This is a genomic window from Micromonospora sp. NPDC005707 (assembly GCF_040631005.1).
GTDB lineage: Bacteria > Actinomycetota > Actinomycetes > Mycobacteriales > Micromonosporaceae > Micromonospora.
In genome coordinates this window covers 126,190-152,663 of record NZ_JBEXYR010000013.1, presented here as the reverse complement: position 1 = coordinate 152,663, position 26,474 = coordinate 126,190, and the positions used below count along the sequence as shown (strand labels likewise).

Here is a 26,474-nt window from a genome sequence, read left to right as displayed (position 1 = left end):
CGCGCGGGCGGCACATTCCACACCCGCAACGTCTTCACCAGGAGGGATTGCCTTGTCACGATCACACCACCGAGCGAAGCCCAACCGCAGCGTCCTCACCGGCAACAGGATCTCGCACCACCCGGAGAGGACCGACGTGCGATGAAGCTTCGCCGCGCGACCCGGCCGCGGGCCGCAGTGACTGTCGTCGCCGTACTCGTCGCCGCCGGGCTGGCCCTGACCCTCGGCGGCCGCGCCGAAAGCGCCTCCCCCACCTGCCGTACGTCGAGCCCGCCGAGCGGCGCCTACACCGTGCTGGTCTGCGTCACCCATCCACCCAACGGCAGCACCATCGAGGGCGATGCCGTCGTCACCGCGACCGTCAACGTGACGGTCGGCACCAGCCCCGGCGTAGCCAAGACCGAATGGTCTCTCGACGGGCAGTACCTGCTCACGGACTTCCAGTCGCCGCACCAGTTCGCCCTCTCCTCCGCCGACTTCGCCGACGGCGAACACGTGCTCGGCGTCTCCGCGAAGATGCGCGACGGATATGCCGGCCCGGAAAGCCTCATCACGGTCACCTTCGCCAACGGCAACGTCACCGCCCCGGAGAACACCCGGCAGTGGTCGGTCCCACCGATTCGCGCGCGCGGTCCCCAGGAACCCTTCGTCGTGACCGCTGTCGGCGACGGCGCCGGCGGCGAGACCAACGCGGTGAACGTCACCAACTCGCTCGTCGCTTGGAACCCGGACCTGTTCCTGTACCTGGGCGACGTCTACGAGGATGGCACGCTCACCGAGTTCAAGAACTGGTACGGCGGCGCCGACGCCTTCTTCGGGCGGCTGCGCGGCGTCACCACCCCGGTCGTCGGCAACCACGAGTACACCGGCAACAGGGCGGACGGCTACTTCCACTTCTGGGACAACATTCCGCACTACTACAGCTACGACGCCAACGGATGGCACTTCGTCGCCATCGACTCGACCAGCAACTACAACCGGGTCGCCCCGGGCACGCCGCAGTACGAGTGGTTGGCGGCGGACCTCGCCGCAAACCGCAGCCCGTGCACCATGGTGTTCTGGCACCACCCGCTATTCAGCATCGGCTCGGAGGACCCTGCGCCGCGGATGCAGGCCATGTGGGACCTCATGGCCGCGCATCGCGTCACGCTGCTGCTCAGCGCACACGACCACAACTACCAGCGCTGGACTCCGATGGGCGCGGGTGGCGTGCCCGCCGCCGACGGCATCGTCGAACTGGTGGTGGGCGGCGGCGGGCACTCGAGTCAAGGCTTCCTGAGCTCGGACGCCCGGGTGGTCAAGACGAACAAGAGCTACGGCGCGATGCGGATGGAACTCTTCGGCAACCGCGCTGACCTGCGCTACCACGCGGCCGGTGCCGGGGCAACGACCCTGGTCGACTCGTCGACCGTCTCCTGCAAGGGCGCGGACGGCATCACACCGACCGCGCCCACCGGGCTGACCGCGAACCCGACCCCGATCCCGTCGGTGAATCTCAGCTGGACCGGGGCGACCGACAACTACGGCGTGACCGCCTACCGCGTCTACCGCGACGGCGCCGCCGTGGCCGATCTGCCCGCCACCGCGACCGCCTGGACGGACACCGCCGTCGCCGGGGCGACCCGGTACGAGTACGCGGTCGACGCGGTCGACGCGGCCGGGAACCGCTCCGACCGCGTACCGGTGGCCGTGACGACCCCCGGCCCGGACACCACGCCGCCTACCGCTCCGGCCGGGCTCGCTGCCGTAACCTCGCCGGAGACGGTGAGCCTCACCTGGTCGGCTGCGGCCGACAACGTCGGCGTCAGCGGATACGAGGTGCTCCGGGACGGCGCGCCGGTGGCGACCGTGCCGGCCACCACGTACGCCGACAACGACGTGCCGGCGAACGAAGCGCACACCTGGAGCGTCCGCGCGCGGGACGCCGCCGGGAACACCAGCGCCGCGTCGAACCCGGTGACCGCCGTACGCGACACGCTGGCACCGTCGTCGCCGTCGAACCTGCGGGTCACCGGCGTGGCGCCCGGCGCGGTCGGTCTCGCCTGGGACGCGGCCACCGACAACGTCGGCGCCGCACGGTACCGGATCTTCCGCGACGGCAGCCTGCTGGCGGAGACCTCGTCCGGCGAGACGTTCGTCGACGAGACGGTCGGGACCGCCCGCACCTCGTACACGTACGTGGTCGCGGCGGTCGACGCCGCGGGGAACGTGTCCGGGCCGAGCGGGCCGGTGTCGGTCACCACCCCGGACGGCAACCCACCCACGCTCCCCACCAACCTGCAGGCCTCGGCCGCCGGCCCGAACCGGGCCGAGCTGTCCTGGGAGCCCGCGACCGACGACTCCGGCGTGGCCGGTTACCAGGTCTACCGCGACGGCACAGCCATCGCGACCACGACGGGCCAGACCTTCACCGACACCACCGCCCTCTCCGAGACGTCCTACTCGTACGCGGTCTCCGCCTTCGACGCCGCCGGAAACTCGTCGGGCCCAGGCACGCCGGCCGTGGTCACCACGCCGGCGGTCACGCCGATCGCGGCGGTGGCGGACACCTACGTCAAGGCGTCCAGTCCCACCAGCAAGTACGGGACCGCCACACTCGTACGGGTCGACGGCGATCCGGTCACCAACGGCTACCTGAAGTTCGCGGTGTCCGGGCAGACCGGGGTGGTGCGCCGCGCACGGCTGAAGATTTGGATCGCCGCCGGCTCGTCCAGCGGCTTCGTGGTCCGCCCGGTCGCCGACTCCACCTGGTCGGAGACCCAGACCACCTGGAACAACGCACCCCCGATCGGCAGCACCGCGGTCGCGGCCAGCGGCCGGACGACCAGCGGCTCCTGGGTCACCCTCGACATCACCCCGGTGGTGAGCGGCAACGGCACGTTCACCGTCGGCCTGACCTCGAGCGGCGCCTCGTCGAGCAGCTACGGCAGCCGGGAGTCCGACACTCCACCGGTGTTGCTGTTGGACGTGACGTCATGAGGTAGGCGCCCACCCGGATGGACCCGCCCCGGCGGTCGCCGAACGCGCGGGGCGGGCTAAGGCGCGGCCACCCGCTGCTGACCAGCGGCGGAAAACCGCACGACACCCGCGCGACGGTCTGGCAGGGTCGCTGATCATGGACGGACGCTGGGACGGCCTGCGGGCCGAGGTGCGCGAGGCAGTCGACGAGCTGGTCACCTCCGGGCGGGAGACCGGGGTGCAGGTGGCCGCGTACGTGGCCGGCGCGCCGATCGTCGAGGAGCAGGCCGGGCTCGCCGACAGCACCACGGGCCGGCCACTGACCGCCGACACCCCGGTGCACGCCGTCTCCACCGGCAAGGGGCTCACCGCCACCGTCGTGCACGTGCTCGCCGAGCGGGGCCGCCTCGACTACGACCTGCGCATCGCCGAGGTGTGGCCGGAGTTCGCCCGCCACGGCAAGGACGACATCACGCTGCGGCACGCCCTCACCCACACCGCCGGCCTGCCGGCCCTGCCCGCCGACATCACCCCGGCGGACTTCACCGACTGGGACCGGATGTGCGGGCTGCTCGCCGACACCGAGCCCCGGTGGGCGCCCGGCGAGCGGCTGGCGTACCACGCCTGGACGTGGGGCTGGCTCGTCGGCGAGGTGGTCCGGCGGGTCACCGGCAAGCCGGTGTCGCAGGTGCTGGCCGAGGACGTTGCCGGGCCGCTCGGCGTGACCGGCGAGCTGTTCCTCGGCGTGCCGGAGACCGACCTGCCCCGGCTGGCCCGGCTGGAGGACGCCGGCCTGGCCGCCCTCATGACCTGGGCGGGCGCGAACCTGCCCAACTTCGACGCGGTGGCCCCGCCGCACGTCCGCCCGGACGCCACGACCGGCAGCCACCCCGACGTGCTGCGCGCCGACGTGCCGGCGGTCGGGACCATGTCCGCCCGCGCGGTCGCCCGGATGTACGCGGCGCTGCTCGGCCAGGTCGACGGGGTGCGGCTCATCTCGCCGGACCGGCTCCGGGAGGTCTCCGCCGTGGCGGTCCGCGCCGAGGAGTGGGTGTTCGGGCAGGAGGCGACGTTCGGCCTCGGCTACGCGGTCGACGCCGACGGGTCGTTCGGCACGGCCGGCAGCGGCGGGAGCCTGGCGTTCGCGTACCCGGAGCTGGGCTTGACCGTGGCGGCGGTGCGCAACCGGCTCGGCGCCGGCGACGGCGACCCGATGGAGCGGCTGCGGGTCCTGGTCCGCGACCGGGTCGCCGCGGAACTCGGCCGCTGACCGCTGTCGACATCGGCGGTCGCCGTTCGTGTGAGGGGTGACGGGCCGGCACCGGGCCGGCCCCGCCCGAGGGAGCGGCATGCGGAAGATCATCGTCACCGAGAACGTCAGCCTGGACGGGGTGATGCAGGCCCCCGGACGTCCCGACGAGGACACCCGGGACGGCTTCACCCGGGGCGGCTGGGCGGTTCCCCACAACGACCCGGTCCTGGGGCGGAAGATGGGCGAGGGCATGGCCTCGACCGGTGCGCTGCTGCTGGGCCGCCGCACCTGGGTCGACTTCGCCGGCTACTGGCCCCGGCAGACCGGCAACCCGTTCACCCCCGTGCTCGACGCGCTGCCCAAGTACGTCGCCGCCACCACCCTCGACGAGCCGCTGCCCTGGGTGAACTCGCACCTGCTGAAGGGCGACGTGATCGAGGCGGTACGGGAGCTGAAGGCGCAGCCCGGGCCGGACATCGCGGTGCTCGGCAGCGGCGCGCTGGTCCGGTCGCTGCGCCGGCACGGGCTGGTCGACGCGTACGTGCTGCTGGTCCACCCGGTGGTGCTGGGCGGTGGGCGGCGGCTGTTCGACCCCGGCGACGAGCCGGGCGCGCTGCGGCTGACCGACAGCGTCACCACCACCACGGGGGTGGTGATCGCCCGCTACGAACCGGCCTGACCGGCGGCGCGGGAGCCGGCCTCCGGCACGGGGGCGGGGGCCGGCCCGCGGCGCAGCCGGGCGCGCAGCCGGCCGGCCGCGTCGCCGAGCACCGCGCCGGTCATCGGCAGCAGCGGGCTGGACCGCATCACCGCCAGGTCCTCCGCCGGTGAGGTGGCCCCGTCGAGGAAACGCAGCACCCGCTCCGGTGGGTTGCGGTCGAAGAGCCGCTCGAAGAACGCCACCCCGCCGACGTGCCCCCGGTCCAGGGCGCGCAGCGCCACCGCGTCCATCCACCGGTGCCGCCCCGGATAGGCGGGCACCGGCACCGGCGGCCGGCCCGCCGCCAGGGCCCCGGCCACCTGCTCGGCCTGCCGGAGCATCGCCGAGAACGTGAACCCGGTGGACGGGCGGGTGGCCCCACCCGCCGTGCCGAGCCGGACCACCCGCGGCGAGGGGCGGGGCACGAACGGGCCGTCGGTCATCGGGATCACGCCGTTCTCCACCTCCCGCACCCGCAGCCCGGACAGGTCCAGGCCGAGCAGGCCGGCGTACCCGCGCAGCGCCGCGTCGTAGCCGGCGTCGGTGAGCACGGCGGGGCCGAACTCGGTGTACTCGACCAGGGCGTACCGGTCGTCGACCGGCAGCACGTAGCCGAAGGAGACGCCCCGGGCCGGCTGCGGCGTGCGGAAGTCCATGAGCACGGCCCGGTCCGGGTCGAAGGTGGGCCGGTCGGCCGCCAGCCACCAGCCGCGGAAGTGCTGCAACCAGCTCGTCCGCCCGGGCCGGGCCGGCGGGCGGGGCCGGGAGTCGAGCACCCAGCCGGCCCGGACCAGCGGCCGCCCCTCCGGATCGTGGACCGTCACCCGGTGACCGTCGTCGGCCAGCACCCCGGCCGGCGCGCCGATCCGCACGGCGCCCAGCCGCCGCTCGGCCGCGGCAGCCCGGTCGTAGACCGGGGCGGAGCGCAGCATGGCGTACCTCAGCGGGGTGAGCGGCAGGACGCGGCGGCCCGCCGGCGTGACCACGTCGACCCGGGACCAGCTCGCGCTCAGCAGCGGGTCGAGGTCGCCGCCCGGAGCGCCCCAGAACGCCCAGGTGCGGTCCTGGCCGCGCTTGCGCACCGGATCGACCACGGCGACCCGCAGGCCGGTCAGGTCGTGCCGGTCCAGCGCGGCCAGCACCAGGGAGGCGGCGCCACCGCCGCCCACCAGCGCGACGTCGACCTCGACCGGGGTTGGGTGCACCCGCCCACGCTGCCACACGCCCCGGTGGGCCGCCGCCCGGGACCCGCCGTCCCCGGCCGCGCGCGGCGCGTAGATTCGCAGGGGATCATCGAGGACGGGGGACGGCATGGCGCAGGCGCCGCTGCGGGTGGGATTGCTGGGGTACGGGATCGCCGGGCGGGTGTTCCACGCCCCGCTGGTCGCCGCCACGCCCGGCCTACGGCTGGACGCGGTGGTGACCCGGGACCCGGAGCGCCGCGCGCAGGTCCAGGCCGAACACCCGGACGCCCGGGTGCTCGACGGCGCCGACCAGCTCTGGCAGGGCGACACGGTCGACCTCGTCGTGGTGGCGACGCCGAACCGGCAGCACGTGTCGATGGCCCGGGCCGCCGTGGCGGCCGGGCTGCCGGTGGTGGTGGACAAGCCGCTCGCGCCGACCGCCACCGAGGGGCGGGCGCTGGTCGCGGAGGCGGCCGCCGCCGGGGTGCCGCTGACCGTGTTCCAGAACCGCCGCTGGGACGGCGACTTCCTGACCGTGCGCCGGCTGGTCGAGGCCGGCGAGCTGGGCCGGGTGACCCGCTTCGAGTCCCGGTTCGAGCGGTGGCGACCGGCGATCAAGCCCGGCTGGCGGGAGAGCGCCGCGCCCGGCGAGGCCGGCGGCGCCCTGTTCGACCTCGGCGCCCACCTGGTCGACCAGGCGGTGCAACTGTTCGGCCCGGTGCAGCGGGTCTACGCCGAGGTGGACCGGCGCCGGCCGGGCGCCGAGGTGGACGACGACGCGTTCGTCGCGCTCACCCACACCAACGGCGTCCACTCCCACCTGTGGATGAGCGCGCTGACCGCCCAGCTCGGCCCGCGCTTCCGGGTGCTCGGCGACCGCGCCGCCTACACCACCTACGGGCTGGACCCGCAGGAGGCGGCGCTGCGCGACGGCGGCCGTCCCGGCATGCCGGGCTGGGGCGAGGTCGACCCCGAGGCGTACGGCCGGCTCGGCGCCGACGGCGACCTGCGGGCGGTGCCCACCGAGGCGGGGCGCTACCAGGACTTCTACGCGCAGTTGGCGGCGGCGCTGCGGGACGGCGCGCCGCTGCCGGTGGACCCGGCGGACTCGGTCGGGGTCGTCGAGCTGATCGAACTGGCGCACCAGGCCGCGGCGCAGGGCGTCACCCTCCCGGTGCCGCCGCTGCCCTGAGCCGGCCTGCCCGCTCAGGCGACGGCGGCCGGGGTGTCCCGGCCCTCCGGGGCCGGGTCGGCGTACGCGGCGGCCACCGTGGCCCGGTCGAACACCCGCCAGGTCATGCCGATCACCGCGACGGCCACGGCGAGCCCCACCCAGTAGGGCGCGGTGATCCCGAACCGGTCGGCGACCACCCCGCCGAGCAGCGCGCCGACGCAGTTGCCGCCCGCCGCGATGAACAGGGTGGTGCTGCCCACCCGGCCCATCAGCGCGGGCGGGGTGAGCCGCTGGCGCAGCGAGTTGGCGACGATGTTCCACAACGCGCTGTGCACCCCGAAGGCGAACAGCGCCAGCCCGACCACCGCGGCGCTGCGCGAGGCGGCCAGCGCCAGGTGCAGGCCCGCCTCGATCAGCAGGCCCACCCGGACCGTCCAGGTCGCGGTGATCGCGGTGATCAGCCGGTCGCCGACCGCCGACCCGAGCAGCCCGCCCACGGCCATGCAGGTGAACAGCGCGCCGTAGCCGACCGAGCCGAGGCCGAGCCGGTCGGTGGCGAGCAGCACCAGCACCGCGAGGGCGGCGGTCAGGGTCACGTTGAGCAGCCCGATGAGCAGCGTCATGGTGCGCAGCAGCCGCTGGGACAGCAGCCAGCGGAACCCCTCGGCCACCTCCGCGCGCACCGAGCGGCGCCCGCCCGCCCCCGGCGAGCTCCGGTACGACCCCGCGAGCAGGCCGACGAGGACGGCACTGAGCGCGTACGTGCCGGCGTTCACGGCGAACGGGATGGCCGCGGCCACCACGAAGAGGAAACCGCCGAGCGGCCCGGCCACCATGTTCTGCATGATCTGGGTGCCCCCACCCAGCCAGCCGTTCGCCCGTTCCAGGCGGGACCGGGGCACCACGGCCGGCACGACCGCCTGGGCGGCGGTGCGGAACACCACCTCACCGGTGTTGACCACGAACAGCACCGCGTAGAGCAGCGGCACCCCGGCCCGGTCGGTGACCAGCGCGGCGGCCAGCACGGCCAGCACGGCGACGCGCACCCAGTCGATGACCACCATGAGCCGGCGCCGGTCCACCCGGTCCACCAGCACCCCGCCGGGCAGCGCGAACAGCAGCCACGGCAGCCAGGCCACCGCCGCGCCGGCCGACACGGTCAGCGGATCGTCGGTCTGTGAGGCCACGTAGAGCGGTGCGGCCACCGTGGCCATCCCGCTGCCCAGCGCCGACATGGTGCTGGCCGTCCAGAGCCGGGCGAACCGCCCGTCCAGCCGATCCCCCGCGATCCCCGTCACGGCGAGGAAACCTACCAGCCCCCGGGGCGTCGCCCCGAGCGGTTTTCCCACGTCGCACCGCGGATGAGAAGATCAACCATGCCCGTCACGAACCCCTGGCTCGCCGGCCCCTCCCCCACCGCCCGCCTCGACCGCGACCGCCTGGAGGAGCGCATCCTCCAGCTGCTCTCCACGCAGAACATGTGCGTGCTCGCCACCACCGGCCCGAACGGCCCGCTCGCCACCCCGGTGCGCTACTTCCACCTGGACTTCACCCTGATGTTCACGGCGGTCGCCGACTCACCGAAGATGCGCAACCTCGCCGCCGACCCCCGCGTCTCGATCGGCGTCTTCGCGCCCCTGGTCGGCCAGGCCAGCAGCCGCGGCGCGCAGGTCTTCGGGCGGGCCCGGGTGCTGCACCCCGGCGAGCCGGACTTCGACCGGCACTGGCCGGCGTACCGGTGGCAGTCCGACCACGTGGAGCGGTCCCGGTCGCTGGACGAGCCGCCGGCCGGGCCGCTGGTCGTGGTGCCGGCCGAGCGGATCGTCTACACCGAACACTGGCTGCGCCGCGAGGGGTACGCGCCCCGCCAGTTCTGGCGGGCCGCCGATCCCCGCTGAGCCGCTGGACGCCGGCCGGGCACCGCCCGTGGCGGATCTGCCATTCCCCGTACGCCTCGCAACCGGATGGATCACAGTGGTGGCGTGGTGGAGGAGGTGGCATGACGGGACTGCGTACCGACCTGTACGAGCTGCGGATGGCGGCCAGCTACCTGCGCCGGGACATGACGGAGCACGCCACGTTCAGCCTCTTCGTCCGCCGGCTGCCGCCCCGGCGCGGCTTCCTGGTCGCCGCCGGGCTGGCCGAGGCCCTGGCGTTCCTGGAGGGCTTCGCCTTCGACGACGCCGAGCTGGGCTACCTGCGCGACGTCGTCGGGTTCGACGAGCCGGCCCTGACGGCGCTGGCCGGGCTGCGGTTCACCGGGGACGTGTGGGCCGTGCCGGAGGGTCGCGTGGTCTTCGCCGACGAGCCGCTGCTGGAGGTCACCGCGCCGATCGCGGAGGCGCAGCTGGTGGAGACGGGCGTGCTGAACCTGATCACGTTCCACACCACGGTGGCCACCAAGGCGGCCCGCTGCCGGCTCGCCGCCGGCGGCGCGCAGCTGATCGACTTCGCGTTCCGCCGTACCCACGGCATCGAGGCCGGCGCGGGGGTGGCACGGGCGTCGGCCATCGCCGGCTTCGCCGCGACCAGCGACGTCGAGGCCGCCATGCGGTACGGGATCGCCCCGTCCGGGACCATGGCCCACGCGTACGTCGAGGCGTTTCCCGACGAGCGGGCGGCGTTCCGTGCGTTCGCCGCCGACTTCCCCACGAACCCGATCTTCCTGGTCGACACCTACGACACGCCGGCGGGAGTCCGGGCCGCCGTCGACATCGTCACCGAGCTCGGGTTGAGCGGCCCGCTCGGCGTACGGCTCGACTCCGGCGACCTCGGGGCGCTGGCCCGGCAGGCCCGGGCGATCCTGGACGACGCCGGGCTGCGGCAGGCCAAAATCATCGCGAGCGGCAGCCTCGACGAGGACGTCATCGCGGGGCTCGTGGCGCAGGGCGCACCGATCGACGGATACGGCGTGGGCACGAAGATGGGCGTCTCGTACGACGCGCCGTCGCTGGACAGCGCCTACAAGCTGGTCGCCTACGGCGACCGGCCGGTGCTGAAGCTGTCCCCGGGCAAAGCGACGCTGCCCGCCGCCAAGCAGGTCTTCCGTGATCCGACCGGCGCGGCGGGGGACGTGGTGGGGTTGCGCGACGAGCCACCAGCGGGGGGCCGGGAGCCGCTCCTGGTGCCGGTCATGCGCGGTGGACGCCGACTTGACCCCGCCGACCCCGCCGAGGCGGTTCGCGCCGCCCGCGCCCGCTTCGACGCCGATCTGGCCTGGCTACCGGAGCCGGCCCGCCGGCTGACCGATCCGGCGCCGCCGACCGCGACGGTCAGCCCGGCGCTGGCAGCGCTGCACGAGCGGGTGGCCGCGCGGCTCGGGCGCGGCCAGGGCTGACGGCCATTCGCGTTGACCGTCTAGGTGGAGCAGACCTGGGGACGCAGGGTGTCGTAGGTCCACTGTTCCCACCGCTCGGGTGACCAGCCGCGGTCGCGCACGAACAGCAGGAACAGCTCGGTGCTCAGGAGGGCGTACAGGAGATCGGCGACGGTCCCGGCCGAGACTCCCGCACGCGCTCCCGGCTTGGCGACCAGGGCTTCCGCGGCCACGGTGTGCACCTGGAACCTGGGGTCCTCGCCGTGTGGCCAGAGCTGCGCGACCTCCGCATCGGTCGCGGCGGCGGTGGCGACCATCTTCGTGATCTCCGCGACCCGCTCGAGGACCTGTCGGGTGCCCCGGACGTGCGCCCTCAGCTGGTCGTCGGCGGTTGCCGCCGCCAGGGCCTCACGAAACCAGGGTCGGCTCATGGTGGCGACCGGCTCGTCGTCGCCCGCGATGGTCACGTCGACGAGTTCCTTCAGCAGCGACCGCTTGTTGCCGAAGACGAAGTAGAGCGTCTGCACGGCCACACCCGCACGCGCGGCGACCTCCTGCATGTTCGTCGCGCCGTAGCCCTGGTCGACGAACAGGTCACGGGCGGCGTCGAGGATGCCTCGACGGGTCTCCGCGGCCTTCTGGGTCCGCTTGTTCACTCGCTTGACTTCGGTCACCGCTATAGCGTACCTCTAGAAGTCGTTACTAGTGAACGCTTCTAGCGAAAGGTTCCAGCGATGTCCGTTGTCACGTTGACCCGGTTCAGAATCGATCCCGCCGACGCGGCGGAGTTGCGCCTCAGGCACGCCGCCCTGGTCTCCGCCATCAGGTCGGCGGCGCCCGGACTCGCCGAGGCACGGCTCGGAAAGCTCGACGACGAGACCTGGATCGGGATCTGGCGGTGGGAGTCCACGGAAGGGCTCCGAGCGGCCCGCGAGATCGCGCCGGCCCGGCCCGAGTCGACCGCCGCGTTCTCGCTGGCCCGGGACGTCACCGTCGAGCAGATGGAGATCATCGATGAGGGGTGACCTGTCCCCGCCGGCGGTCGGCGTAGGGACCGAACCCGCGATCGAGGTCACCGGCCTGGTCAAGACCTTCGGCGCCGCCCGCGCCGTCGACGGCGTCGACCTCGTCGTGCCCACCGGCGGCGTGTTCGGCTTCCTCGGCCCGAACGGTGCCGGCAAGACCACGACCATCCGGATACTGGCCACCCTGCTGCCACCGGACGGCGGTGCCGCACGGGTGCTCGGCCACGACGTCGTCCGGGAGGCCGACCGCGTACGCGAACGGATCAGCCTGACCGGTCAGTTCGCCTCGATCGACGAGGAGCTGACGGGATCCGAGACTCTCGTGATCCTCGCCCGGCTGCTCGGCTTCGACCGGACCCGGGCCGCGGGCCGCGCCGACGAACTGCTGGACGCCTTCGGCCTCGCCGAGGCGGGCGGCCGAACCGTCAAGACGTACTCGGGAGGCATGCGACGGCGGCTCGACATCGCCGCGAGCGTCATCGTCACCCCGGACCTGCTGTTCCTCGACGAACCGACCACGGGCCTGGATCCGCGCAGCCGTAACCAGGTGTGGGACACCATTCGGGCCCTCACCGGCGAGGGCACCACGGTGCTGCTCACCACGCAGTACCTCGACGAGGCCGACCAGCTCGCCGACCGGCTGGCCGTCATCGACCACGGCCGGATCATCGCCGAGGGCACACCCGCCCAGCTCAAGGCCTCGGTGGGGGCGGGAACCGTCCAGGTCCGCGTCTCCGACCCGGCACGCCGGCCCGATGCCGGACGGCTTCTCGCCGAAGCCCTCGGCACCACCGTCCAGACCGGATCCGACGGCGACGCGCTCTCCGCGCGGGTCGACGACCCCGGCCGCGCCTCGCTCGCCCTCGCCGGCCTGGCCCGCGCCGGCATCGACGTCACCACGTTCGCACTCGGCCACCCCAGCCTCGACGAGGTCTTCCTCGCCCTCACCGGGCGACCCGCACGGGCCGCCACCGACGCTCACCGGGAGCAGGCACCATGACGACGGAATCGACCACCCATCATGCGCCGGGCTGGATCGACCCGGCCCTGCGCGACGCCCTGTCGACCCGCCCACGGCCGCCTCGGGCGAGCGCCCTGTCCGCGTCGGTGACGTTCGCCCACCGGGCCGTACTGAAGATCAAGCACGTTCCGGAACAGCTCGCGGACGCGATCATGATCCCGGTCCTGTTCACGGTCATGTTCACCTATCTGTTCGGCGGGGCCATGGTCGGCTCGGCCCGCGCGTACCTCCAGTTCCTCCTTCCCGGCACCATGGTCTTCGCCGTGCTGCTCATCACCGTGTACGCGGGCGTGAACCTGAAGACCGACATCATCAGTGGCGTCATCGACCGTTTCCGGTCGATGCCGGTCTGGCGCCCGGCTCTGATCGTGGGCGGCCTGATCAGCGACGCCGCCCGCAACCTGCTCGCCGCGGGACTGGTCGTCGGCCTGGGACTGGCCATGGGTTTCCGACCCGACGGCGGCGTCACCGGGGTGCTGCTGGCGATCGCCCTCGTCCTCGCGTTCGCCTTCGGCCTGTCCTGGGTCTGGGCGACGCTCGGGCTCATCCTGCGCACACCGAGCGCCATCAGCGCGGTGAGCTTCCTCGTCCAGTTCCCCCTCACCTTCGCCAGCAACGTCTTCGTCGACCCGCGGACCATGCCCGGCTGGCTGCAGGCGTTCGTCGAGGTCAATCCGGTCAGCCTGCTCGTGGACGCGGTACGCGGCCTCATGCACGGCACGGCACAGGCGGGTCAGGTCAGCGGGGTCCTCATCGCCTCCGGCCTGCTCGTGGCGGTCTTCGGGCCGCTGACCATGCGCCTGTACCGCACCCGGACCTGATGTCACTCGACATTCGAGGCGGCCGGCGCCGGCGACCTCGATCGATGCGAGGCCACACACCCTGTAAGGCATCCTAGGAGGTTGCCCTCCCGATCGCGGCGGCGGTCGCTGGACAGGCAGCTCGGAGGCTGCCTATGATCGCCACAGGCAGCCCAACGGTTGCCTGTGGCGATCAGGAGGACGGGTGGACGACGTGTTCCGGGCGCTGGCCGACGCGAGCCGCCGGCGGCTGCTCGACCGCCTCAACCTCCGCAACGGCCAGAGCCTGCGCGAGCTGTGCACCGGCCTCGACATGACCCGACAGTCGGTGAGCAAGCACCTGGCGGTGCTGGAGGCGGCCGGCCTCGTCACCACCACGCGACGCGGGCGGGAGAAGCTGCACCACCTCAACGCCGCCCCGATCAACGCCGTCGCCGACCGGTGGATCGGCCGGTACGACCGGGCCCGGGCGCAGGCCCTCGCCGACCTGCAGACAGCATTGGAGGGGCAGCCCATGGGGAGCCCGACGTTCGTCTACACCACCTACATCCGCACCACCCCGGAGCGGCTCTGGACGGCGCTCACCGCGCCCGAGTTCACCCGCCGCTACTGGGGCGGCGTCACCCTGGTCTCCGACTGGCGGCCCGGCTCGCCGCTGCTCTGGCAGGACTCCCCCGACGCCGAGCCCCGCGACCTCGGGCAGCGGGTGCTGGAGGCCGAACCCTACCGGCGGCTGGCGTACACCTGGCACGGCTTCCAGGCCGAGCACGCCGCGCACTTCGGCTGGTCCGACGAGGAGTTGGGGGCCCGGCTCGGCGAGCGCCGCTCCAAGGTCGCCTTCGACCTCGCCCCGCAGGGCGAGACGGTCCGGCTGACCGTGACCCACGACGACTTCTCCCCGGACAGCGAGATGCACCGGGCGATCAGCGGCCAACTGGACGGCAGCGGAGGCTGGCCCGAGCTGCTGGCCAGCCTCAAGAGCCTGCTGGAGACCGGCGCGCCGCTGCCGGAGCCGGTCGCGGCCGACTGAGCGCCGGCCGGACCGCCGGGCCGGAGTAGCCCGCCCCCGTGGCGGCGGGCGCCGACCGGGCCCGCCGGGCCGGAGCCGCCCACCCCCGTGGGGGCGGCCCCGGCGTGGCAGCCTCAGCGGCGGGTGGTGCGCCGCAGCAGCGGCACGAGCACGGCGGCGGCCACCAGGTGCAGGGCGACAAGGGTCAGGGTCGCCGCCGCGCCGACTCCCCCGCCCAGCGGGCCGAGCAGCGACAGCAGCAGCACCAGCGCGGCCGCGCCCGTCCAGACGGCCCGCGCCCGGGCGGTGAACCGCTCCAGCAGGGCCAGCAGCGCCCACCCCGCCAGGCCGGCGAGCAGGGTGCTGGCCCCGACCGCGACGGCGGTCACGTCCTGCTCCGTCCCGCCGTTGCGCACGGCCAGGTCCACCCCCGCCACGGGGACGGCGGCGACCCACACCGCGAGGGTGGCCGCCGTGGTGGCGAGCACCGCGAGGGCGCGGTCGCGGCGGCGGGTCGGGCGGGCGGCGACGACGGCGGGGGTGGTCGTGGTGTCCATCGGTGCGTACCTCCATGAGCGGGGATCGGTCACCAGGGACGCTAGGCCCGCACCGGGGGCCGGCGGATCGCGCCGCGGACCGGTTCGCCCCTCCCTCTCGGGGACCAGGTCCGGGCTGGATCTCCGTCTGGCGACCGATGATTCCGAGCGGGTACGCGGCCTAGCATCCGGGACGTGAACTGCCGGCCCCACTCCCGTTTCCTGCTGCTGCTCGACAGCGGCATCGCCGCCCTGATGCTCGCCGTCGCCCTGACCGTCGTGCTCGCCCCCGGCACCCCGCCGGACTCGGCGTCCCGGACCGCCGCTGCGGTCGGCCTCGCCGCCGTGCAGGCCAGCTGTCTGCTGTGGATCCGCCGGCGGCCGGGGTACGCGCTCGCGGTGGCCGCCCTGGCCGGCGTCGGGCTGGAGGTGCTCTGCCCCCCGCTCGGCTGGCTCGGCCTCGTCAACGTGCCGCTGGCGTACGTGGCCCGGCTCCGCCCGCCCCGCTTCTCGCTGGTCGCGCTGGGGCTGCTGCTGCTGCCGACACCGTGGGAGCTGGTCACCGGGGGCTGGCGCGACCTGCTGTTCGCGGTGACCGCGCTGGGTCTCGGCTGGACCCTCGGCGAGCTGCAGCGGGGGCACTTCCACCGCCGGCGCGACCGGCAGCGGGAGGTGCTCGCCCGGGAGCGGGAGCGGATCTCGCGCGAGCTGCACGACGTGGTGGCCCACCACGTGGCGGTCATCGCCGTGCAGGCCGCCGCCGCCGAGGACGTCTTCGACGCGCACCCGGAGCGGGCCCGCGCCGCGCTCGGCGCCATCAACACGGCGGCCCGGTCCGCGCTCACCGAGCTGCGGGCGATGCTGCACGCGCTGGCCGCCGACGACGGCGCGGATCCGGACGGGCCGCAGCCGGGGCTGGCGCAACTCGACGCCCTCGCCGACGCCGTCCGGGCGGTGGGCCTGGAGGTGACGATGGACCGGGACGCCGGCGCCGAGGACCTGCCCGGCGGGGTGCAGCTGTCGGCGTACCGGATCGTGCAGGAGTCGCTGACCAACGCCCTCCGGCACAGCCACGCCACCCGCGCGGACGTCAGCGTCCGCTACGGCGACGGTGTGCTGAGCCTGGCGGTCGTCGACGACGGCACGGCGCCGCCGCGCCGACCCGGCGCGGGTGGGGGGCGGGGCATCGTGGGCATGCGCGAGCGGGCCCGGCTGCTGGGCGGCACGCTGGAGGCCGGCCCGCTGCCCGCCGGCGGGTTCCGCGTCGCGGCCCAACTGCCGGTGGGGGTTGGCCAATGAGCGTTCGTGTGGTGATCGCCGATGACCAGGAGCTGATCCGCGCCGGGCTCGCCATGGTCATCGACGCCCGGCCCGACCTGACCGTGGTCGGCGAGGCGGCCGACGGGGTCGAGGCGGTGGCGGTGGCGAACCGGACCCGCCCCGACGTGGTGCTCATGGACGTGCGAATGCCGCGGCAGGACGGCATCGCCGCCACCCGGGAGCTGGTGTCCGGCGGCAACCCGGCGCGGGTGGTCATGCTGACCACCTTCGACCTCGACGAGCACGTGTACGCGGCGCTGCGCGCCGGCGCCAGCGCGTTCCTGCTCAAGGACACCCGCCCGGCCGACCTGGCCGAGGCGGTGCGGGTGGTGGCCCGGGGTGAGGCGCTGCTGGCGCCGACGGTGACCCGCCGGCTGCTCGACCGGTTCGCCGACCGGCTGCCCGGCGCGCCCGCCGACCGGGGGCGGCTCGCCGCGCTCACCGCCCGCGAGGTGGAGGTGCTGACGCTCGCCGCGCGCGCACTGTCCAATGCGGAGATCGCCGAACGGTTGTTCCTGAGCACCGCCACGGTGAAGACGCACGTCTCCGCCATCCTCACCAAACTCGGTCTGCGCGACCGGATCCAGGCGGTGGTCTTCGCCTACGACGTGGGCCTGGTCCGCCCGGAGCCGCCGAGCCACCGCTGACGCCGTCCCGGGCCGGGCGGAGCGGCGCAGTCGGGGTCGAACCGGACAGACGCGCCGGCACCGTCGGGACGGGACGTTCCACGTGGTCCGGGACGGGTCGCGTCGCCCGGTTGCCCGCCCTGTGCGGGCATGTCCGTCGCAGCCGGGACCGACCGGGAACACGTGACGGCAACGAAGATTTCTCAATTACGCCTAGTGACCGCCGCAACCCTCCTAGTGTTGGCCACACCGGTGCTAGTCACGGAGTTGGCCACCCGAACGGCGTCCCACGCAGACAGCGGACGAAAAGTGAGGGAAGACGCGGATGAAGGCAAAGACAGTTCTCGGATCGGCGGCGGTCGGCGTGGGCCTCGGCACACTCCTGCTCCCGGCCGCCGCCCTCGCGGACACCACCGTCTCACCGGCCACCACCCCGGTCGGCGGGACCGTCGTGCTCACCACGACGTCGTGCAACCCGAAGGCGGGCGACGCGCTCTTCCGCGTCACCGGTCCGAACCGGGACCAGAACGTCAGATCCACGACCGCCGCGGCGGGCGGCGGGCTGAGCGCCGAACTGTTCACCGCCGGGTTCACGCTCGGCACGTACACGGTCACGGCCACCTGCGGCGACGGCAGCAACGGCGGCACGGCCAGCTTCACGGTCACCCCGATCGGCGGCGCGCAGGCCGGCGCCGGTGGCCGGGACGGCGACACCGGCGTGCTGGTCGCGGGCGGCGCGCTGGCCGCCGCGGCGGTCGCGGGCGGGACGTACGTGATGGTGCGCCGCCGCCGGCGCGCGACCGCCGTGTCCTGACGGCCCGCCACACCATCCCTGAGCGGGTGCCCGCGCCGGTCCGACCGGCGCGGGCGCCGCGTCCACGACGGACGGAGGTGGGACCCTGTCGTCGCAGCGCCACCCCGCGGACGGACGGTCGAGAGCCCGCACCGCCGTCATCGTCGCCGCGGTCACCCTCGCGGGCGCCACCGGCGCCGGACTGGTCGCCGCCGGCCTCGGCACCACCGCGAACCCGCCGCCCCAGCCGGGCGCCTCGGCCGCGCCGACCGCCGAGCCCTCCGGCGCGGCCGGCCCGGTGCTTCCCCGCGCGAAGCCGGTCCGCGTCACCATTCCCCGGATCGGCGTCGACGCCGACATCGTCCCGGTCGCCACCGACGCCAACGGCGCGCTGGAGGTGCCGCCCCTGGACCACCCGGAGATCGCCGGCTGGTACCGCCGCGGCCCCACCCCGGGCGAGGCCGGCAACGCGGTGCTTGTCGGGCACGTCGACTCGCTGCGCGGCCCCGCGGTCTTCTTCGACCTCGGCCGGCTGCGCCCCGGCGACACCGTCGAGGTCACCCGGGCCGACGGCCGCGTCGCGGCGTTCACCGTGGACGGCGTGGGGGCGTACCCGAAGGAGCACTTCCCCACCGAGCGGGTGTACGGCGGCGGCGCCGAGGCCCGGCTCCGGCTCATCACCTGCGGGGGCCGGTTCGACCCGCGCACCGGCAGCTACCCGGACAACATCGTCGTCTTCGCGACCGCCGCCCGCTGACGCGGGCCGGACACCACCGCGCCGGGGCACGCCGTACGGTAGGCCGTCAGTTCCTCGGCGGCGGAGGTGCGCGGTGGGCCGGTCGGCGACACGGACCCGGTGGGGCGGGCGGCTGCTGCCCGGCCTCCTGACCCGCCTGCTCGGGCGCGCCGACGAGGTGACCGGGCCCGCGCCGCGCCGGGCCAATCCGGACGCCGTGGTGGACTGCGCGGTCTACGTGGCCGGCCGGCGGGAGCCGGGCCGGCCGCACTACGCCGACGCGTACGACCGGGCCCGCCGCACCCGTCGGGCGTACGTCTGGCTCGGGCTGCACGAGCCGGGCGCGGCCGTGATGGCCGCGGTCGGGCGGACCTTCGGGCTGGACGAGCTGGCCGTGGCGCAGGCCCTGGCCGACGGGCACCGCCCCACCGTCCAGCGGCACGGCGACGTGACGCTGTTGGTGCTGCGCACGGCGGGCTATGTGGAGCACACCGAGCTGACCGCCACCTCCGAGGTGATCGACACCGGCGACGTGATGGTGTTCCTCGGCGACCGGTTCGCGCTTACCGTCCGGCACGGCGCCACGGGCGCGCTGACCCCGGTGCGGGAGGACGTGCAGCGCCGGCCGGGCCTGCTGGCCGAGGGGCCGTGGGCGGTGGCGTACGCGGTCTGCGCCCGGATGGTCGACCTCTACCTGGAGGTCGCCGGGCACCTGGAGCGGGACCTGGAACGCGTCGAGGAGAGCGTCTTCGCCCGCGACCGGGACGCCGACATCCAGCACATCTACCAGCTCAAGCGGGAGGTGGTGGAGTTCAAGCGGGCGGTGCTGCCGTTGCAGGCGCCGCTGCGCGTGCTGCTGGAGCAGCGGGGCGAGGGCCCGCCGCCGGGGCTGCAGCGCTGGTTCGCCGACGTGGAGAGCCGGCTGACCCGGGCGGTGGACCGGATCGGCTCGTACGACGACCTGCTCAACTCGATCCTCCAGTCGCGGCTGGCGCAGCTCGCCGTCGAGCAGAACAACGACATGCGCAAGATCGCGGCCTGGGCGGCGATCGCCGCGACGCAGACCGCGGTGGCCGGCGTCTACGGGATGAACTTCGCGCACATGCCGGAGCTGGGCTGGCGCTACGGCTACGCGGGGGCGCTGCTGCTGATGGCGACGGCCGCGGTCACCCTGCACCGGCTGTTCCGGCGCTCCGGCTGGCTCTGAGGCGGGGTCCCGGCCGGTCCAGGTCGGACAGTTCGGCGTCGAGCAGCTCGGCGAGGCGGGCCACCCGCCCCGGGTCGGACTCGGCGGTGATGCCCCGGCTGGGCATCTCCACGGTCATCAGCAGGTAGAGGTGCAGCCGGTAGAGCCCGAGCCGGCGGCGTGCCCCGGCGTCCAGCGGGAACGGCGCGGCCGCCCGGTAGGCCCGCACGAGGGGGTCGTCGGGCTCGTCCTCGGCGCGCCGGAACAGCAGCGGCGACACCAGGTCCAGGAGCGGGTCGCCCCAGAGGTGGCGCTCGCCGTCGACCAGCCCGCTGAGCCGGGGTGTGCCGCCGGGGTCGTCGACGGCGAGGACGTTGCCGGCCCAGCCGTCGAAGTGCAGCAGCGCCGGCCGGCGTACCGCGTCGAGGACGTGGGCGTGCCGGTCGACCAGCTCGCGGATGCGGGCCGCCGGGACGGGCAGCGGCACCGCCCAGTCCGCCGCGTCGGCGAGCAGGTCGTCCAGCATGGCCGTGTACGCGCCGCGCCAGGTCGGCGCGGCGGCCCGGCCCCCGTCATAGCCGTAGCGGTCGCCGGTGACGCCGTGCAGCGCGGCCAGCGCGCGGCCGAATTCGGCCCGGACCGCGTCCACCTCGGCGCCGGCCCGCGTCAGGTCCCACAGGGTGCGGCCGGGCAGCAGGCCGGTGAGCAGCCAGTCGCCGAGCACCGCGTCGCGGCCGTGGTGCAGCAGCGGCGGCACCGGCACGGCGGGCGCCCGCGCGGCGACCAGCCGCAGGTAGCGGGCCTCCGCCCCGATCATGTCGCGCTCGTAGCGCAGCAGCGGCACGTGTGGCGGTGGCCCCACCTTGAGCACCACGGCCCGGCCGTCGTCGAGGTGCACCCACCAGACGGCGGCGAACCCGCCGCCGTCCAGCGGCCCGCAGTCGGTCACGCCGGGCGTGGCGCCGAGCGACGCGGCCACGTAACGCCGGACCTGATCCGGGTCGAGGCGGCGTTGGGTCGGGCTCATGTCCCGCACCACGCTAGCGGCCGCGGCGGGCCGGCGCTGTCCCCGAAACCGACGGCGGCGAATTTCGTAGGCTGGCGCGCATGATGTGGCGGCGGTACGTGGCGATCGGCGACAGCACCACCGAGGGCCTGGACGACCCGGACGGGGCGGGCGGCTACCGGGGCTGGGCCGACCGGTTCGCCCTCGCGGTGGCCAGGGCCCAGGGCGGCCTGGAATACGCCAACCTCGCCATCCGCGGCCGCACCACCGCGCTGATCCGGAGCGAGCAGCTGCCGGTGGCGCTGGAGCTGGCCCCCGACCTGGCGACCGTGGTGGCCGGCATGAACGACGTGCTGCGGCCGTCGTTCGACGCCGACCGGGTGGCCGAGGACGTGCGCGCCATGCAGCGGGCGCTGGTGGGTCAGGGCGCCACGGTGCTCACGTTCACCCTGCCCGACCCGGCACCGGTGATGCCGCTGGCCCGCCCGCTGCGCGGCCGGGTGCTGGCGCTCAACGACGCCGTCCGGGCGGCCACCGCCGAGACCGGGGCCACCCTGCTCGACCTGGGCGCGCACCCGGTGGCCTCGGACCCGCGACTGTGGAGCGACGACCGGCTGCACGCCAACACGGCCGGCCACGAGCGGATCGCCGCGGCGCTCGCGCACACCGCCGGCCTGCCCGGGTACGACGACTCGTGGTCGCACCCGCTGCCGGCGGCCGACCGCCTGCCCCGGCACCGGGCGGTCCGCGCCGAGCTGGCCTGGACCCGGCGGCACCTGCTGCCCTGGCTGGGCCGACACCTGCGCGGGCGCTCCTCCGGCGACGACCGGGTGGCGAAGCGGCCGGTGCCGCTGCCGGTGGAGCTGCCCGCGTCCTGAGCGCCCGATCAGCCGGCCGCCGTCACCGGCGCGGGCCGGCCCGCGCCCCGCACCGCGGGGCCGACACCGGCCGCCGCGGCGGCGTAGAGGGCGGCGAAGGCCAGCCAGCCCGGTCCGCCGCCGTCGACGATCAGCCAGGTCAGCAGCACCGGGCCGAGCATCCGGGCGAACGGCACCCCGACGCCGAAGAAGCCCTGGTAGAGACCGTGCCGGTCGGCCGGGGCCAGGTCGAAGCTGAGCTGCCAGGCGCCGGCGCCGTGGGCCATCTCGGCGTACACCTGGGCGCCGGCGCCGAGCAGCAGCAGCGCGGCCGCCGGCCACGGCCCGGCGGCGGTGGCCGACAGGGCGAAGAGCGCGCAGGCCACGACCATGGCCGCGCCGGCCCGGCGCAGCGCCCGCACCGCGCCGGCCGGGTCGGTCACCCGCCGGGCCACCCGCACCTGGGCGAGCATCACCGCCGCCGTGTTGACCATCAGCAGCGCCGCCGCCAGCCAGGCCGGTGCCGCGGTGCGCCGGGCCACCCAGAGCGGCAGCACCAGGCTGAGCAGCGGCAGGTACAGCATGAGCACCGCGTTCAGCGCGGTGAGCAGCGCGTACCGCCGGTCCCGGAGCACCGCGAGGCGCCCGCCGCCGGCCGCGGCCGGGACCGCCGGGCCGCGGCGGGCGGGAAGTCGCCGCAGCAGCACCGCCGTGACGAGGAAGGCCGCCGCGTCCAGCAGGAGCACCGACCGGTACGCCCCGGCGGTGTGGGCCCAGAGCGCCAGGCCGCCGAGCGCCGCACCCAGGCCGAGCCCGGCGTTGGTCACCGACTGCAACCGGGCCCGTACCCCGGTCCGCCGGTCGGGCTCGACCAGCCGGGCCAGCAGCGCCTGCCGGACCGCCGCCAGCGCGGTCTGGCAGCCGGCGTAGAGGCAGGCCACGAGGACGAACCCGACGGGCCGGTGGACCAGCAGGAAGGCGGCGACGGCGAGCGCGGTGGCGGCGGCCAGCCCGACGGCGACCCGGCGGGCGTCGCGCCGGTCGGCGGCGTGACCGGCCGGCACGCCGGCCAGCAGGCCCACCGCCCAGCCGGCGGAGAGCCCGAACCCGACCTGGCCGGGCGACAGGCCCACCACCTGCGTGAAGTAGAGGGCCGAGGTGACGAGGAACGCGCCGTCCCCGACCGAGTTGGCCAGCTGCGCCAGGGCGAGCGTCCGGGCCGGGCCGGGGGCGGGCAGCAGGCGGCCGGACACGGTCAACGCTCGATCGGCCGGCGGGTGCGCGCCCGCTTCAGCTCGAAGAACCCGTCGGTGCCGGAGACCAGCAGCACCCCGTCCCAGAGCCGGCCGGCGTCCTCGCCGCGCGGGATCGGCGCCACCACCGGTCCGAAGAACGCGTTGACCCGCCCGTCGTTGCCGGTGACGTGGATGGTCGGCGTGCCGAGGTCCTCGCCCACCGGGGTGAGCCCGGCCTGGTGGCTGGCCAGCAGGGCCGCGTCGTGCTCGGTCGTGTCGGCGGCGTCGGCCAGGTCGACGGGCAGGCCGACCTCGGTCAGCGCCGCCACGTACAGCTCCCGGCCGACGGGGATCCGCTCGTGGTGGATCCGCTCGCCCAGCGCCGTGTAGAGGTCGCGCAGCACCTCGGGGCCGCACTTCTGGGCGGCGGCCACACAGACCCGGACCGGGCCCATTCCCGGCTTCAGCCACTCCCGGTACCACTCCTCCAGCCCCTCGCGTCCCTCGTTGAGCAGGGACAGGCTCATCACGTGGAAGCGGAGGCGGACCTCGCGGACCCGCTCCACCTCCAGGAGCCAGCGGGAGGCGTTCCAGGCCCACGGGCAGCGCGGGTCGAACCACATGTCGACGGTCGTCATGGTCGTCCAGGTCCTCTCGTTCTCCGTTGCCGTTCCGACGCTAGGCGCCCGATCGGCCCACCGGCAGTGCCGATCCACACACGTTTCAGTGGGCCAATCCGTCGCGGGTTTGACCACCGGCGCGGCGGGAAGACACGCGCGCCGCGCGGGCCGCTCGGCCCGGCGTCGCCGGACGGCAGTACGCGTCCGGGCCGCGGCGGACCGCGAGGAGGACCGATGGCCCAGGCGGCCACCAGACCGAGCAGCGCCAGGAAGGCCACCGGGGCCCGCAAGGCCCCGATGCCGAACAAGGCGGCGGCGAAGAAGGTCGCGACCGCCAGCAAGCGGGCGACCGGCGCCACCGCCGCGAAGACCCCCGGCGGGAAGCCGACGCCGACCACCGCGCGGGTGGCGCGCAAGAAGGCCACCTCCGCCAGCACCGCCACGCCGACCCGCAGGCCCACCGCCAAGGCGGTCGCCGCGAAGAAGGCCACCACGGCGGCGAAGAAGGCCCCCGCCACCAAGGCCGCGGTCAAGAAGGCGCCCGCCAGGAAGGCCGTGGCGAAGAAGGCGCCCGCCAAGAAGGCCGTTGCCAAGAAGGCGCCCGGCACCAGGAGCACGGTGAAGAAGGCGCCGGCCACGCGGACCACGGCGAAGAAGGCGCCGGCCACGCGGACCACGGCGAAGAAGGCGCCGGCCACGCGGACCACGGCGAAGAAGGCGCCGGCCGCCAAGGGCACGGCCCACGCCGCCACCGTCAAGAAGGCCGCCGACCGCGCCGCCAAGGCCCAACGGGTCGCCGCGACCCGCACGCCGGCACGGAAGGCGACCACCATGGAGTCGTTCGGCAACCGGCGGACGGCCCGGACGAGCGGCCGGTGAGCCGTCGGCGAGAATGACCGGATGGCGAAACGCGGTGCCCGCCGGAGCGCGGCCGACCCGACCGGCGGGCCCTGTCCCTGCGGCTCCGGCCTGCCGTACGCGGACTGCTGCGGCCCCCTCCACCGGGGCACCGCGGCGGCGGCGACCGCCGAGGCGCTGATGCGCTCCCGGTACAGCGCCTTCGCCATGGGCGACGCCGAGCACCTGCTGCGCAGCTGGCACTCCACCACCCGGCCGCCCCGGCTGCGGCTGGACCCGGGCACCCGGTGGACCCGGCTGGAGGTGCTCGACACCGACCGGGGCGGGCTGCTCGACGCCGAGGGCACGGTCCGGTTCCGCGCGCACTACCGGGAGGCCGGCCGGCCCGGCACGGTGGCCGAGCACAGCCGGTTCGTCCGCGAGGACGGCCGCTGGGTCTACCTGGACGCCCTACCCGACTGATCCCCGGCCCGTCGGGCCCGCCCCGCGAGCGCCCGTCAGGGGCCGGCGACCGTGGAGCGCACCGGCAGCCGGAGTCGGGTGACCGCCTCCCGCACCAGCTCGTCCGGCGTCGCCGCCACCTCGAGGACCACGCCGGACTCGTCCGGCCCCAGGTGCTCCAGGATGGCCCGCTGCGAATCGAGCAGGCTGGCCGGCATGTAGTGGCCCACCCGCCGGTCGAGGCGGTCCCGGATCAGCGCGGCGGACCCGTCCAGGTGCAGGAACTCCACGTCCGCCGGCCCCTGCCGCAGCACGTCCCGGTACGCGCGTTTGAGCGCCGAGCAGGTCAGGATGGTGGAGACGCCCTCGGCGTGCCGTTCGGCCATCCAGGCGGCCAGGGCGCGCAGCCAGGGCCACCGGTCCGTGTCGGTCAGCGGGATGCCGGCCCGCATCTGGGCCACGTGGGCCTCGGTGTGGAACTCGTCGGCCTCGGCGAACCGCAGGCCGGTCAGCTCGCTGATCCCCCGGGCCACCGTCGTCTTGCCCGCACCGGACACGCCCATCACCACGACGTGCCGGGTCGGCGGCCGGTCACCAGTCATGGACGGTGCCGTCCTTGAGCCGGTTGAACGGCAGGTACGCCGGCTGGTACGGGAACCGGGCGGCCGCCTCGTCGTCCAGCTCCACGCCGAGGCCGGGCTGGTCGCCCGGGTGCAGGTACCCGTCGGCGAAGGTGAACGACTGCCGGAACACCTCGTTGGTGAGCGGGCCGTGCTGCATGTACTCCTGGATGCCGAAGTTGTGGATGGCCAGGTCCAGGTGGAGCGCGGCGGCCATGCCGACCGGCGAGATGTCGGTCGGGCCGTGGATGCCGGACTTGATCTGGTACTGGGCGGCGTAGTCGAGCAGCTTGCGCATGGCGGTGATGCCGCCGGTGTGGGTGACCGCGGACCGGACGTAGTCGATGAGCTGTTCGCGGATCAGGGTCTGGTAGTCCCACACGGTGTTGAAGACCTCGCCGATGGCCAGCGGGGTGGTGGTGTGCTGCCGGACCAGCCGCAGTGCCTCCTGGTTCTCCGCCGGGGTGCAGTCCTCCAGCCAGAACAGGTCGTACGGTTCCAGCGCCTTGCCCAGCTTCGCGGCCTGGATGGGGGTCATCCGGTGGTGACCGTCGTGCAGCAGCGGCAGCTCGGGGCCGAACTCGTTGCGCACCGCCTCGAACACGGCGGGCAGGTGGCGCAGGTAGGCGCGGGTGTCCCAGTCCTCCTCGGCGGGCAGCGGGATGCGCTGGGCGGGCTCGTAGTCGTACCGCTTGCCGTCGACGCTGGGCTGGGCGGCGACGCCGTACACGGCGTTGATGCCGGGCACCGCGGTCTGCACCCGGATGGACCGGAAGCCCAGCTCCAGGTGTGCGCGGATGGAGTCGAACAGCTCGGGCAGGTCCCGGCCGGAGGCGTGCCCGTACGCCATGACGCCCGTCCGGGAGGCGCCGCCGAGGAGCTGGTAGAGCGGCATGCCCGCGGCCTTGGCCTTGATGTCCCAGAGCGCCACGTCGACGGCGGCGATGGCGGCCATGGTCACCGGCCCGCGCCGCCAGTACGCCGACCGGTACAGGAACTGCCAGGTGTCCTCGATGCGGTGCGGGTCGCGCCCGATCAGCAACGGGACGACGTGGTCGGCCAGGTAGGACGCGACGGCCAGCTCCCGGCCGTTGAGGGTGCCGTCACCCAGCCCGGTGAGTCCTTCGTCCGTGGTGATCCGGAGGGTGACGAAGTTGCGGTCGGGGCTGGAGACGATCACGTCCGCTGCGACGATCTTCAC

The 26,474-nt window shown here is 74.8% G+C and carries 27 protein-coding genes; 18 read left to right on the top strand and 9 right to left on the bottom strand.

Annotation, left to right across the window (positions count from 1 at the left end):
- Positions 1 to 141 precede the first annotated feature (141 nt).
- The 3 genes from ABZ452_RS24615 (at position 142) to ABZ452_RS24605 (ending at position 4,889) form a co-directional block, all read left to right on the top strand.
- Complete coding sequence (locus ABZ452_RS24615; RefSeq protein WP_357947176.1) at positions 142 to 2,979, top strand: DNRLRE domain-containing protein; 2,838 nt, start codon at positions 142 to 144, stop codon at positions 2,977 to 2,979.
- 136 nt (positions 2,980 to 3,115) lie between these two features.
- A complete protein-coding gene (locus ABZ452_RS24610) occupies positions 3,116 to 4,228 on the top strand; it encodes a serine hydrolase domain-containing protein (protein ID WP_357947173.1) in 1,113 nt (370 codons plus the stop codon).
- A 79-nt stretch (positions 4,229 to 4,307) separates the two neighbouring features.
- On the top strand, positions 4,308 to 4,889 hold the full coding sequence (locus ABZ452_RS24605) for a dihydrofolate reductase family protein (RefSeq protein WP_357947170.1): 582 nt from the start codon (positions 4,308 to 4,310) through the stop codon (positions 4,887 to 4,889).
- Here ABZ452_RS24605 and ABZ452_RS24600 read toward each other — a convergent pair.
- Complete coding sequence (locus ABZ452_RS24600) at positions 4,874 to 6,133, bottom strand: lycopene cyclase family protein (RefSeq protein WP_357947313.1); 1,260 nt, start codon at positions 6,131 to 6,133, stop codon at positions 4,874 to 4,876. The two genes, ABZ452_RS24605 and ABZ452_RS24600, sit on opposite strands and share 16 nt — an antisense overlap.
- Before the next feature lie 88 nt (positions 6,134 to 6,221).
- Here ABZ452_RS24600 and ABZ452_RS24595 point away from each other — a divergent pair, with 88 nt between their 5' ends.
- A complete protein-coding gene (locus tag ABZ452_RS24595; RefSeq protein WP_357947167.1) occupies positions 6,222 to 7,286 on the top strand; it encodes a Gfo/Idh/MocA family oxidoreductase in 1,065 nt (354 codons plus the stop codon).
- 14 nt (positions 7,287 to 7,300) lie between these two features.
- On the opposite strand, the gene ABZ452_RS24590 is transcribed toward ABZ452_RS24595, so the two are convergent.
- Positions 7,301 to 8,566, bottom strand: coding sequence for an MFS transporter (locus ABZ452_RS24590; protein WP_357947164.1), 1,266 nt, complete (start codon positions 8,564 to 8,566; stop codon positions 7,301 to 7,303).
- A 78-nt stretch (positions 8,567 to 8,644) separates the two neighbouring features.
- Here ABZ452_RS24590 and ABZ452_RS24585 point away from each other — a divergent pair, with 78 nt between their 5' ends.
- The gene (locus tag ABZ452_RS24585) at positions 8,645 to 9,166 is read left to right on the top strand and encodes a pyridoxamine 5'-phosphate oxidase family protein (protein WP_357947161.1); all 522 of its coding nucleotides are present in this window, start codon (positions 8,645 to 8,647) and stop codon (positions 9,164 to 9,166) included.
- Positions 9,167 to 9,267: 101 nt separating this feature from the next.
- A complete protein-coding gene (locus ABZ452_RS24580; RefSeq protein ID WP_357947159.1) occupies positions 9,268 to 10,605 on the top strand; it encodes a nicotinate phosphoribosyltransferase in 1,338 nt (445 codons plus the stop codon).
- A gap of 20 nt (positions 10,606 to 10,625) precedes the next feature.
- Here the strand turns inward: ABZ452_RS24580 and ABZ452_RS24575 are convergent, their stop codons facing one another.
- The gene (locus ABZ452_RS24575) at positions 10,626 to 11,258 is read right to left on the bottom strand and encodes a helix-turn-helix domain-containing protein (RefSeq protein WP_357947157.1); all 633 of its coding nucleotides are present in this window, start codon (positions 11,256 to 11,258) and stop codon (positions 10,626 to 10,628) included.
- Positions 11,259 to 11,318: 60 nt separating this feature from the next.
- Here ABZ452_RS24575 and ABZ452_RS24570 point away from each other — a divergent pair, with 60 nt between their 5' ends.
- From ABZ452_RS24570 to ABZ452_RS24555, 4 genes are all read left to right on the top strand, one after another.
- Positions 11,319 to 11,609: an antibiotic biosynthesis monooxygenase gene (locus tag ABZ452_RS24570; RefSeq protein ID WP_357947154.1), complete on the top strand. Its 291-nt coding sequence runs from the start codon at positions 11,319 to 11,321 to the stop codon at positions 11,607 to 11,609.
- Positions 11,599 to 12,609 carry an ATP-binding cassette domain-containing protein gene (locus ABZ452_RS24565; RefSeq protein ID WP_357947151.1) on the top strand — a complete coding sequence of 337 codons (1,011 nt, stop codon included), beginning with the start codon at positions 11,599 to 11,601 and terminating at the stop codon, positions 12,607 to 12,609. The genes ABZ452_RS24570 and ABZ452_RS24565 overlap by 11 nt, the downstream gene beginning before the upstream one ends.
- A complete protein-coding gene (locus ABZ452_RS24560) occupies positions 12,606 to 13,451 on the top strand; it encodes an ABC transporter permease (protein WP_357947148.1) in 846 nt (281 codons plus the stop codon). Before ABZ452_RS24565 ends, ABZ452_RS24560 begins: the two co-directional genes overlap by 4 nt.
- A 184-nt stretch (positions 13,452 to 13,635) precedes the next feature.
- Positions 13,636 to 14,460 (top strand): metalloregulator ArsR/SmtB family transcription factor, encoded by an 825-nt coding sequence (locus tag ABZ452_RS24555; RefSeq protein WP_357947145.1) that lies wholly within the window; start codon positions 13,636 to 13,638, stop codon positions 14,458 to 14,460.
- Between the two features lie 113 nt (positions 14,461 to 14,573).
- Here ABZ452_RS24555 and ABZ452_RS24550 read toward each other — a convergent pair whose 3' ends face one another.
- Positions 14,574 to 14,996, bottom strand: coding sequence for a DUF6069 family protein (locus ABZ452_RS24550; RefSeq protein ID WP_357947142.1), 423 nt, complete (start codon positions 14,994 to 14,996; stop codon positions 14,574 to 14,576).
- A 174-nt stretch (positions 14,997 to 15,170) separates the two neighbouring features.
- On the opposite strand from ABZ452_RS24550, the gene ABZ452_RS24545 reads away from it, so the two are divergent.
- From ABZ452_RS24545 to ABZ452_RS24525, 5 genes are all read left to right on the top strand, one after another.
- Complete coding sequence (locus ABZ452_RS24545) at positions 15,171 to 16,274, top strand: histidine kinase (RefSeq protein WP_357947140.1); 1,104 nt, start codon at positions 15,171 to 15,173, stop codon at positions 16,272 to 16,274.
- Complete coding sequence (locus ABZ452_RS24540; RefSeq protein WP_357947137.1) at positions 16,271 to 16,942, top strand: response regulator transcription factor; 672 nt, start codon at positions 16,271 to 16,273, stop codon at positions 16,940 to 16,942. Before ABZ452_RS24545 ends, ABZ452_RS24540 begins: the two co-directional genes overlap by 4 nt.
- Before the next feature lie 304 nt (positions 16,943 to 17,246).
- Positions 17,247 to 17,735, top strand: coding sequence for a hypothetical protein (locus tag ABZ452_RS24535; RefSeq protein ID WP_357947134.1), 489 nt, complete (start codon positions 17,247 to 17,249; stop codon positions 17,733 to 17,735).
- A gap of 85 nt (positions 17,736 to 17,820) precedes the next feature.
- Complete coding sequence (locus ABZ452_RS24530; protein ID WP_357947310.1) at positions 17,821 to 18,471, top strand: class F sortase; 651 nt, start codon at positions 17,821 to 17,823, stop codon at positions 18,469 to 18,471.
- A 73-nt stretch (positions 18,472 to 18,544) separates the two neighbouring features.
- Positions 18,545 to 19,657, top strand: a complete 1,113-nt coding sequence (locus ABZ452_RS24525; protein WP_357947131.1) for a magnesium and cobalt transport protein CorA — start codon at positions 18,545 to 18,547, stop codon at positions 19,655 to 19,657.
- Here ABZ452_RS24525 and ABZ452_RS24520 read toward each other — a convergent pair.
- A complete protein-coding gene (locus ABZ452_RS24520) occupies positions 19,617 to 20,663 on the bottom strand; it encodes an aminoglycoside phosphotransferase family protein (RefSeq protein WP_357947128.1) in 1,047 nt (348 codons plus the stop codon). The genes ABZ452_RS24525 and ABZ452_RS24520 overlap by 41 nt on opposite strands.
- Positions 20,664 to 20,743: 80 nt before the next feature.
- Here ABZ452_RS24520 and ABZ452_RS24515 point away from each other — a divergent pair, with 80 nt between their 5' ends.
- Complete coding sequence (locus tag ABZ452_RS24515; RefSeq protein ID WP_357947126.1) at positions 20,744 to 21,520, top strand: SGNH/GDSL hydrolase family protein; 777 nt, start codon at positions 20,744 to 20,746, stop codon at positions 21,518 to 21,520.
- 8 nt (positions 21,521 to 21,528) lie between these two features.
- Here ABZ452_RS24515 and ABZ452_RS24510 read toward each other — a convergent pair whose 3' ends face one another.
- A complete protein-coding gene (locus tag ABZ452_RS24510) occupies positions 21,529 to 22,752 on the bottom strand; it encodes an MFS transporter (RefSeq protein WP_357947123.1) in 1,224 nt (407 codons plus the stop codon).
- A gap of 2 nt (positions 22,753 to 22,754) precedes the next feature.
- Positions 22,755 to 23,372 (bottom strand): DsbA family protein, encoded by a 618-nt coding sequence (locus tag ABZ452_RS24505; RefSeq protein WP_357947120.1) that lies wholly within the window; start codon positions 23,370 to 23,372, stop codon positions 22,755 to 22,757.
- A gap of 216 nt (positions 23,373 to 23,588) precedes the next feature.
- Between ABZ452_RS24505 and ABZ452_RS24500 the strand changes: the two genes are divergently transcribed.
- Both ABZ452_RS24500 and ABZ452_RS24495 read left to right on the top strand, forming a co-directional pair.
- The gene (locus ABZ452_RS24500) at positions 23,589 to 24,233 is read left to right on the top strand and encodes a histone (RefSeq protein ID WP_357947118.1); all 645 of its coding nucleotides are present in this window, start codon (positions 23,589 to 23,591) and stop codon (positions 24,231 to 24,233) included.
- A gap of 21 nt (positions 24,234 to 24,254) precedes the next feature.
- Positions 24,255 to 24,674, top strand: a complete 420-nt coding sequence (locus ABZ452_RS24495) for a YchJ family metal-binding protein (protein WP_357947116.1) — start codon at positions 24,255 to 24,257, stop codon at positions 24,672 to 24,674.
- A gap of 35 nt (positions 24,675 to 24,709) precedes the next feature.
- On the opposite strand, the gene ABZ452_RS24490 is transcribed toward ABZ452_RS24495, so the two are convergent.
- Both ABZ452_RS24490 and manD read right to left on the bottom strand, forming a co-directional pair.
- Positions 24,710 to 25,255 (bottom strand): gluconokinase, encoded by a 546-nt coding sequence (locus ABZ452_RS24490; RefSeq protein ID WP_357947113.1) that lies wholly within the window; start codon positions 25,253 to 25,255, stop codon positions 24,710 to 24,712.
- Complete coding sequence (gene manD / locus ABZ452_RS24485) at positions 25,245 to 26,474, bottom strand: D-mannonate dehydratase ManD (protein ID WP_357947110.1); 1,230 nt, start codon at positions 26,472 to 26,474, stop codon at positions 25,245 to 25,247. Before manD ends, ABZ452_RS24490 begins: the two co-directional genes overlap by 11 nt.